Genomic DNA, 10,395 nt, shown 5'->3' on the forward strand with positions numbered 1-10,395 from the left:
AAAGATAATTCATGTTGATATGGATGCCTTCTACGCATCGGTGGAGCAGAGAGACAACCCTAGCTACCGAGGCAAACCGTTAGTCGTCGGTGGGAGTCCGAATCAGCGAGGCGTGGTTGCAGCCGCCAGTTATGAAGCTCGTAAGTTTGGCATTCACTCTGCGATGCCCTCAGTAACTGCGTTCGTCTTTGACGTTGCCGCAGGCATCGCTAAATGCCCCGCACTTATCTTTGTCAGACCGAGATTCGACGTTTACCGAGATATTTCCACTTCAATCCACGCCATATTCAAACGCTATACTGACTTGGTAGAAGGGGTTGCACTAGATGAAGCATATCTAGATGTTACTGAGAATAGGCAAAACATCCCCTACGCTTTTACTATCGCAAGACATTTCCAATTTCTTCAACAACTTATTAACCAAGAAGTCCATTTTATTACTCGTTTAAAAGCCAAAGCAGCTATTAAATACTTAAAAATTTTCAGCTATGACCATTCAATTAAAGATCGGTTGATCCAGCTTGGTACTGTTCGTCGTGGCGCACCAGTTCTCACTTTACGTTTAATTGAAATAAAGGTTGGGAAAACTAACTATTCTTATATTACTTCCGTTCTTCACCCACAAATTTTACCTCCGTATGTCGTCGCTGATTTATATCGGCGAAGATGGAGAATAGAAGAAGCTTTTTACACAGTCAAACGTCTGCTGGGGCTATCTTATTTATGGACTGGTTCTATTAATGGTGTGAAGTTACAAGTCTGGGCAACTTGGTTATTTTATGCTGTCTTAGTTGATTTGGGCGATGCGGTTGCAGACGAATTATCCTTACCTTTTGACCGTATTTCTTTGGAGATGATTTTCCGAGGTTTGTACCATTTCAGCGTCGCGCAAGAAAGAGGTAAGGCGGATGACCCTATTAAGTACTTCGCTGCCCCAGAGAATCAAGACTTAGGTGTAGTTAAATATCTGCGAAAGCCAGTCTCCAACCTAGATTTATCGCCTTTTACCGCACCTTCTTGACAAATGTGCAATTACCTTAACCTCTCACTGATGCCATTGTGGCAACCCAAGTAAAAACTTAAGTTCTAAAGTTTCTTACTTTGAGGTTTTTAAAAGCATTTTTAGCCTCTGCTTGCGGCTGGCGATCGCTGTTGGAGAAGATGGGCAATACTTTGGGCAAGAGTGGTGAGCGTCGAGGCGTGATGCTGGAGTTTGAGAATATGGAGATAACGAATTTGCTCAACTGCTGACAGATGCGCCGCAGTGGACTGAGTGGATGGGTTAATCGAGTGAGAAAATCTGAAAAGAGAATAGAGAATATAATTCATAGGAAATCATTTATCTAGACTTACCATGAGCATTCCGAATAAGAGAGCGAGATATATATCTGTAGCTGTAGTGTGTAATTGGCTGGTAGTAGTCGGCTATACTTCTGGTTGCATGTCTGTTGCTGGCAACTGGTAAATTTGACGCAACTGTGAAACAGTGCTTGCTGTGTCTATTGCCTCCAAGATTGTTTCTAATACACTGGTATCTTGAATGGCTTCAATCTCAGCCAGCAAATTTTGATCCGTTTCCCCAAATTTCAGCTTTAACCCTAAAGATATGCTTTTCAGTAGAACTTGCTTTATCTGATTTTGGCTTTGCTCAATCCCTTTTTGAAATCCAATTTGCTCAACACTAGTAATGTACTGCATACGTTTAGACTCCTCAAAGTTACGAATTTCTTGCCAAAACTCTTGTTCTAACTCTATCGGTAAACTTAACATCCAGTCGATAAACCCGAATAAGTTAATGATATCTTCTTGCTCAAATCCCTGTTCATACAGTCGGCGCACCAGAACTAGTTTCTGTTGTTTACGCTCAATACGATTGTCCCGTGTTTCAATTGCTTTAAGGTGTGCCATCACTACTGTAGCAAACGGGTTACGGCTAACTTCCAGTTCCGACTGCCTTTGTTGGTAGTCTACCAGCTTAATCACCGGCTGAAGTTCTTTATCCAAAAATTCATTGCCCCGGCTCCAGTCAATCTCTCCATGCGCTTGTGGAAAGAAAAACTGCATGAAATCTTGAAAATATAATTGTAGTATTTGTTTCCACGGCGAATCATATTCCGTCTGAGGATTTTCATTAGTCATGTTAAGTAAGGATTCAGGTGGTAGGGTATTGACAAAGGGGACACTTGAGGAGGAGTATCGCAAATATGAACCAAAACTTGCCTCAAGAATTAGATCGAGAAGGTTAAACCAGTTATCGAAAGAAGAACTGGTCGAGATAATTATTGAGCAGAGCAAGGCGCTACGTGAATTAGAGAAAATAATCGTAGAACTACAGCAAGAAATAGAACGGTTAAAAGTCAGTAGAGATTTAGATAGTTCTACCTCATCGAAACCGCCGTCTGGGGACATTCTGAAGAAAAGTGAAAACAAAAAAGCTTTAGAGTCAGGGGAATCGAATGATCCCAAAAGAAAACCAGGTGGGCAACCAGGGCATCAGGGAAGAACCCGTAAAGGTTTTGGCAGGATAGATCGTTTTGAAATCTTACGTCCATCGAATTGTGTCTGTTGTGGTCAAAAAGCATTTTCCGAGGAGGCAGTAAAAATAGAAAAACAGTCTGTAGCGCAATTAGTAGAGCGTCCAGTTGAAATAGTGGAGTATCAACGCCATACCTGTGTGTGCGAGTACTGTGGAAATATACAAACAGCCCAATGGTTGCCAGAGATCATCCCAGGACAAGATTTAGGAATCTCTTTACAAGCGTTTTTAGGATGGGTAAATAATTATGCACATATGCCCTATGAAAAACAGCAAGAAATGTTATGGGAACTGGGACAAATTGATATTGGGCTAGGAACGAATGGCACTAAGAAAAGCTGAAAGCTCGTCTGGGCTGGGTGTTGGGGGTAGGGTGTTGGGTATAGGGAAAAATCAAGAAAAGTAAATATGAGTGGGGATACAAATAAATTTCTTCCTCACAACACCCAACACCCGACACCCCACACCCCACACCCAAAAGCCTTATATATAATGGGTTCGCCGTTATCTTAGTGCCATTCGTTCTTACTCCCCTTGCAGTGGAACAGGTCTGACTAGGGAAAAGAAACCAAAGTCACGACACGCTGCAACAGAAGAAGTGCTGCCTGCAATATGGAGACAAAGTATGATTTAAAGCTGCTACAGGTAGAGTCAGATGGAGACAAGACCTCCTTAAAAGTTGACTCTTCAAGCACTGTTCAGCTAGAGGTGGAATAATGACTAAACCACCCCGTAAGCGCAACAAAGCCACCTCTGCTTCATCCAGTGAGGACACACCACCAGATAACCAAGACATTGAAGAAAACCCAGCTACAGCAACAATTACGGTTACTGCCGTTGAAGTTCCAGAATTAACCGAGCAGGAAATTAGCGATCGCTTGCACCTGGAGAAAAAAGTAGAGAGGGCATTTTTTGAGGCGGGAAAGGCTTTAATGGAGTTACGCGATCGCAGACTGTACCGCTCGACCCACAAAAAATATTGCAGGGACAGGTTTAGTTATACTTACCGCCATGTGAATTATTTAATAGGTGGTTGTTTGATAGTTGACAATATAAAAATGGGAACTAATAGTTCCCAAAATGAAAGCCAGGATGAAATGGGAACTAATAGTTCCCAAATTTTGCCCACATCAGAAGTACAGGTTCGATCTCTGGCAAAGCTAGAGCCTCAACAACAGCCAGAAGCGTGGCAGCAGGCGGTGGAACAAGCGGGGGGTAAAGTGCCAAGTGGTAGAATCGTGAAGGATGTGGTGCAGCGCATTTTGGAACGCACCCAAGCCCCTAACAGCTACCAAATCGGCGAAGTCTGCCAAATTCTTGCAAAGGAGAATGCCGAACTCAGGGGTAAGGGTAGCTGCTGGGGCATCGTTAGCCAGGTGAATGACTTTAGCTGTACTGTAAAGCTCTGGGATGGTGAGTATACTGTTGGGTTGAAGTATCATAAAATCCTTCAATTACTTGCCTGCCGAGTGTGACCAGATGCGGTTGGTGTGCGATGCCTGCGGCGGGCTACACCTACGCATCAGTCGGGTGTATTCAGACTCATTGGAAGAGACAGTCAAAAGTTTGTTGCAGTTGTTGGGCAAGCTGAATCGACCTTATTTGACGGCTGTGGAAGAGAAATTGTTGAATCTTCTGGAGTCTGAATACGAGATAAGATAACCCCTGAACAATTTTGGCATCTAATGTCTTTGGGTTGCAGTTTCAATGGAGATATCACCATAACGGGACAGTCAAGAAGTTGTACGAGGGATAGGGAAAACTTTCCGCTCATGGTGTCCCGTGCTACGCCAGTTGCCAAACGAGTGCTGTAGAAACGCTCTACATAATTGATACAGCATTAAACAGAGTTCAGTTAAGGCTCTGCAACTGGCTAGAAATAAACAAAACCAAATAGAACCTCAAAAATGAAAAATGTAGATAGCTGGATTGCTGTATAGTTTGGGTTATGCCAGATTATCCTCTCAAGAGTTGCTCTATGATTGCTCTACCTGGTATTGCTATCCAAAACAAAATATACGAAAGTTCCAATTCTCTAGTGTACCGGGGCATCAGAGACGATGGAGTAGGGCTGATCGTAAAAATGCTGAAGCTTGATTATCCCTCACCTGCTGAACTAACCCGTTACAGACAGGAATATAAAATTACCCGCTCCCTGAATCTGGAAGGAGTTATCAAGGCATACAGCCAGCAGGACTATCAACGCACTCTGGTGATTATCTTAGAAGATTTTGGCGGAGAGTCTTTAGAACAATGGATGCACAAGCGCCCAGATATTTTCTGCCCGATGCCTTTATCCACTTTTCTAGGTCTTGCGATCGCTATAAGCGACATTCTGGGCAGAATCCATGCAGCCAGTGTCATTCATAAAGATATCAACCCTGGAAATATAGTCCTGAATCTGGATACTGGTGTTGTCAAAATTATTGACTTTGGAATTGCCACCCAATTTAACCGCACGAATCCGACTTTCAAAAGTCCTCATGTTTTAGAAGGGACACTCGCATACCTATCTCCAGAGCAAACCGGGCGGATGAACCGTTTACTCGATTACCGCACCGATTTTTACTCCCTTGGTGTGACATTTTACGAACTGCTCACTGGACAACTACCATTTCCTACCACAGACTTGCTGGAGCTAGTCCATAGTCATATTGCCAAACATCCTATTCCGCCTCATGAAATAAATACAACGATTCCCAAGCCAGTTTCAGATATCATTCTCAAACTGATGGCGAAAAATGCTGAAAATCGCTATCAGAGTGCTTGGGGAATCAAAGCGGATTTAGAAATCTGTGCTGAACAATTAGAAGAAATTGGTCAAATCTCTAGGATTCAACTGGCGCTTCAAGACGTTTCGGGTCAGTTTCAAATTCCCCAAAAACTGTATGGACGGGACAAGGAAGTTGCAATGTTACTGGCGGCGTTTGTTCGCGTAGCGTGTCCGGAGGACAATCGCATAGCGTGTCCAGAGTCAAATCGCGTTGCTTCTCTACCAAACAATTCAGAAACAACTTCACAAAGCGCACAAAGAGGCAAACCAAAATTCCAAGTCGAAATGATGTTGGTATCTGGCTATGCTGGCATTGGGAAATCTGCGTTAGTGCAAGAAATCTATAAACCAATTACCCAAAAGCGCGGCTATTTTATCTCTGGTAAATTCGATCAATTTCAGCGCAATATTCCCTACAGCGCGATCGCATCTGCCCTGCAAAAATTGGTGCAGCAATTGCTCAGTGAACCTGATGACAAAGTACAACAGTGGCGATCGCGTATCATAACAGCTTTAGGAACCAACGCACAAATCATCATTGATATCATCCCGGAAGTTGAGTTAATTATTGGCAAGCAATCGCCTGTACCAGAAGTTGGAGCAACTGAAGCTCAAAATCGGTTTAACCTCGTCTTTCAAAAGTTCATTCGAGCGTGCTGTTCTTATGAGCATCCTTTGGTCATTTTTTTAGATGATTTGCAATGGGTAGACTCCGCTACGCTCAAGCTTATTGAGTTAATCCTGAGCGATCGTGAGATGCAATTCCTGCTTTTAATTGGCGCTTATCGGGATAACGAAATCACCCAAGCGCATCCGCTGATGGCAATTCTAGAGAAGCTAAAGCAGGAAACTGTTGCGATTAATCAGATAATGTTAGCTCCGCTAGAACAGCGGGCAGTGGCTCAACTGATTGCTGAAACCTTGCACACTCATACTGAGTTGATCGCACCTTTAGCAGAGTTGGTATGGCGTAAAACGAACGGCAACCCCCACTTTACCAATGAATTCCTCAAAACTTTGCATACCCAGGATCTCATAGTCTTCAACATTAATCAACAACGCTGGCAATGGGATGTTGCTCACATTAAAGCCAAAAATATTACCGACAATGTAGTGGAGTTAATGATCGGGAAGTTGAAACAACTTCCAGAGCAAACTCAACGAGTCTTACGTTTAGCTGCTTGTGTCGGTGCTGAGTTTGATTTAGCAACGCTCTCAGCCATCTGCGAACGACCGACGGCTGAAATTTTTGCTGAACTGACAACGGCGATTCAGTCAGATATGATTCTAGCAACCTCAGAGTTAGATGAGAATCTGCTGATTCAGAATTACAAGTTTTCGCACGATCGTGTGCAGCAAGCTGCCTATGCCTTAATCGATCCGGAACAACTACAAGCTGTTCACTTGCAAATTGGTTACCTATTGCTGAAAAGCAATGAGCCTGAAACCAGATCAAGCAAGTTATTTGAGGTGGTCGATCACCTTAATCTAGGTCGTAACTTAGTCACGGATCAACAAGAGCGCGATAAAATAGCAAGGTTGAATCTAATCGCAGGGCAGAAAGCTAAAAAATCATCAGCTCGTAGTGCTTCATTACAGTATTTAACGATAGGAATAGAATTACTAGCCGCTGATAGATGGCAGTTTCAGTACACGTTGACCTTAACACTGTACGAAGAAGCGACAGAAGCAGCATACTTGTATGGCGACTTTCAACAAATGGAGCAATGGGCGATCGTTGTTCTAGAACAGGCAAATACGGTTCTGGATAAAATAAAAATTTATGAGATTAAGGTTCAAACTTGCATGGCGCAAGGTAGGCAAACAAAGGCAATTAAGGTTAGTTTAGAAGCTTTAGGGTTACTGGGTATAACTTTGCCAGAAATACCAACAGAAGTTGATGTTCAAAAGCAGTTAAAGGAAACAATAGATTACTTTAATACCATAAATGTAGAGGATTTGTTGGAGCTACCTTTGATGAAAGAGCCAGATAAACTGGCTGCTATGCAAATCTTATCAGGTTTAATTGGAGCTACCTTTGAAGCTGCTCCTTCACTACTACCGCTGATCGTATGCAAGCAAATCAATCTATCTGTTCGGCATGGAAATACTTTCTCCTCAACTCTTGCCTATGCTGCCTACGGTGGGCTGATTCTCAATGGCATAATGCGAGATTTTGAAGAGGCTTATAAATTAGGCAAATTGGCATTGAGCTTGACGGAGAAATTAGATAGTAAAAAACTTAAACCTAAGGTTTTAGAGATAGTTGCATGTCATCTCATGCATTGTAAAGATCATATTCATCAAACCTTATCTCTAGTCCGGGAAGGATACGAGATTGGGCTAGAAACCGGAGATTTAGTATATAGTGGATACTGTGCATTATTTGATTGTTTACATTTATATTTCGCTGGTTCACGACTAAACGAAGTTGAATCGAAAATTAAAATTTACAGAAATGTTCTAGCTCCACTTAAACAAGAAAATACTGTAAATTATCTCTGCAAATTGCAGCAGGTTATCTACAATTTAGCAAAGCAAGTGGAAAATCCAGGTTGTTTACTTGGCAATCATTACAGCGAAAAGCAACTCTTACCAAGTTATCTTGAAGCAAATGATCGATGTAACCTCTACCATTTCTACTTAGACAAGCTAATCCTAAGCTATTTATTTGAGAATGGCTCACAAGCCGTAGAGTATGCTTCTGAAACTGAACTTTATTTAGATGGGGCATTAGGAACTTTTGCAACGCCTGTATTCTATTTTTACGACTCTTTAGTTCAGATACAGTCATACCAGTCTATCTCTTCCTCAAAACAGGAGCATTTGCTGCTCAAAATAAATAGCAATCAGGAGAAGATGCAGAGATGGGCACATTCCGCTCCAACTAATTTTCAACACAAGTATGATTTGATCGAAGCTGAGAAAGCGCGAGTCTTGGGTCAAATTTTTGAAGCAGAAGACTTATATGAACAAGCCATTCAAGGAGCCAAGGACAATGAGTATTTTCAAGAAGAAGCATTAGCCTATGAATTAGCCGCCAAACATTATCTGGCGCGAGGTAGGGCGAAAATTGCCCAAACCTACATGAAGGAAGCTCACTATTGCTATGAACGATGGGGAGCAACGGCAAAGGTAAAAGATTTAGAGACTCGTTATCCTCAACTATTTCCTCAGTTGTCCAACATAGTTTCTACACCAGTTCGCACCACGACTGGAACCACCTCAAATACCTCACATATTGCTCTCGATTTAGCGGCGGTGATGAAAGCAGCTCAAGCGATTTCGAGTGAGATTGAATTGGTGCGGTTGCTCAGTTCTCTAATGCAGATTTTAATTGAAAATGCTGGGGCACAAACTGGATGCCTGCTTTTGGAAAACTCAGGAGAATGGACAATCGAAGCGGCTTGTGAACTCAATGAAGGCGAGCAAGCCTGTGCGACGCAAGTACTGCGCTCGGTGCCAATGGCAAATCGTTTACCTGAATCGATCATTCATTATGTGATTCGGACTCATGAATCTGTCATCCTTAATAATGCGACTCGTGAAGGTACTTTTATTAATGAGCCATATATTCAACGTTACCAAAGTCAATCAGTCTTTTGTTTGCCGCTGCTTAATCAAAGCAAGCTCATCGGTGTGCTGTATTTGGAAAATCGATTAGCAACTGGAGTGTTTACACCCGCACGATCAGAAGTGTTGCATCTACTTTCAACCCAGGCAGCGATCGCGATCGAAAATGCCAAGCTCTATTCAAAGCTCCGCGCGAGCGAAAGTCAGATGGCTCAATTTTTAGAAGCGATTCCCGTAGGAATTGCCGTTATTGATGCGACGGGTCGCCCTTACTATGCCAATCAACGGGGCATTCATCTCATGGGCAAAGGGATTGATCCTGCCGTACCGCCGGATCAAATCGCAGAGGCTTATCAATTTTATGTGACGGGAGCGGATCAAATCTACCCTACTGAAAAAATGCCAATCATCCGGGCATTAAGCGGCGAACGCACTACGATTGATGACGTAGAAATTCGCCAAAATAACCAAACGATCCCTGTTGAGGTGTGGGGCACTCCCGTCTTTGACGAACAGGGCAATGTAGTTTATGCGATCGCAGCCTTTCAAGATATCACAGAGCGGAAACAAGCAGAACACCTCTTAGCAAATTACAACCGCACTCTAGAGCAACAGGTCGCTCAAAGGACAGCGGCTTTACAGCAAAGCGAAGCCGCACTGCGTCATCAAGAACAGGAATTACGACTGATCGCCGACGCACTACCAGCATTGATTAGCTATGTAGATGCCAATCGTTGCTACCAATTTATCAACCGTACCTATGAGATTTGGTTTAACTGTAGTCGTGATGAAATTTTGGGCAAGCCTGTTCATGCGCTTCTAGGTGAGACAGTTTATCCAATATTTGAGCCGTCTATTAATCAAGTGTTTAAAGGGCAAACTGTAGCCCTGGAAGCAGAAATCCCTTCTTTGCTTGGTACACGCTGCATCAGCGCGACCTTAATCCCCGATTTCGATCACAATGCTCAAGTGAGAGGCTTCTACAGTCTCATCACAGATATTAGCGATCGCAAACGCGCCGAGCAAGCCTCAATTCTGGAAGAGCGCAACCGCATGGCGCGAGAAATTCACGATACGCTAGCCCAGTCCTTCACAGGCGTTTTGCTCCAAGTAGGAGCTGCAACGCAAGTGCTAGCGGAAGATATAGAAGCAACCCAGGTACATCTAGAAATGATTGATGAACTGGCACGAACAGGGCTTGCTGAGGCACGTCGCTCAGTGGCAGCGCTACGCCCTCAGCTATTGGAGGAGGGCAATTTACATAGCGCCCTTCATCGCCTTGTAACTCAAATGAGAGCCTCTGTCAATACCGATGTTACCTACCAAATCAAAGGCACAGCTTATCCAATGCCTGCCGAGGTTGAAAATAATTTACTACGAATTGCACAGGAAGCATTAACCAATGCGATTAAATACGCTTATGCCAGCCAAATTCGGGTTGAGTTAGTGTACAACCAGACACAGTGTATCTTACAGATTAAAGACGATGGCAGAGGCTTTGGAGTGGGTAGCA

Annotated in this window: 5 protein-coding genes and 2 pseudogenes; 5 read left to right on the forward strand and 2 right to left on the reverse strand. The window is 43.2% G+C overall.

All coding sequences use genetic code 11. The features are described 5' to 3' along the window. Positions 1–19 precede the first annotated feature (19 nt). Positions 20–1,006, forward strand: a pseudogene (locus LC608_RS30020) (transposase); the annotation flags it as partial. A gap of 116 nt (positions 1,007–1,122) precedes the next feature. Here LC608_RS30020 and LC608_RS30025 read toward each other — a convergent pair. After that, on the reverse strand, positions 1,123–1,329 hold the full coding sequence (locus tag LC608_RS30025; RefSeq protein WP_229557059.1) for a hypothetical protein: 207 nt from the start codon (positions 1,327–1,329) through the stop codon (positions 1,123–1,125). A 96-nt stretch (positions 1,330–1,425) separates the two neighbouring features. After that, entirely contained in the window at positions 1,426–2,139 is a 714-nt protein-coding gene (locus LC608_RS30030) for a hypothetical protein (protein WP_229557060.1), read from the reverse strand. A 65-nt stretch (positions 2,140–2,204) separates the two neighbouring features. Between LC608_RS30030 and LC608_RS30035 the strand changes: the two are divergent. The 4 genes and pseudogenes from LC608_RS30035 to LC608_RS30050 all read left to right on the forward strand — a co-directional run. Further along, positions 2,205–2,857, forward strand: a pseudogene (locus LC608_RS30035) (DUF6444 domain-containing protein); the annotation flags it as partial. A 395-nt stretch (positions 2,858–3,252) separates the two neighbouring features. Beyond that, on the forward strand, positions 3,253–4,011 hold the full coding sequence (locus tag LC608_RS30040) for a hypothetical protein (RefSeq protein ID WP_229557061.1): 759 nt from the start codon (positions 3,253–3,255) through the stop codon (positions 4,009–4,011). Positions 4,012–4,015: 4 nt separating this feature from the next. Next, on the forward strand, positions 4,016–4,198 hold the full coding sequence (locus LC608_RS30045) for a hypothetical protein (RefSeq protein ID WP_229557062.1): 183 nt from the start codon (positions 4,016–4,018) through the stop codon (positions 4,196–4,198). A 316-nt stretch (positions 4,199–4,514) separates the two neighbouring features. Continuing rightward, positions 4,515–10,395, forward strand: a 5,881-nt coding sequence (locus LC608_RS30050; RefSeq protein ID WP_229557063.1) for an AAA family ATPase, incomplete at its 3' end; no start/stop codon positions are given.

Origin of the sequence: Nostoc sp. XA010 (assembly GCF_020829625.1) — a bacterium.
Taxonomy (GTDB): Bacteria; Cyanobacteriota; Cyanobacteriia; order Cyanobacteriales; family Nostocaceae; genus Nostoc.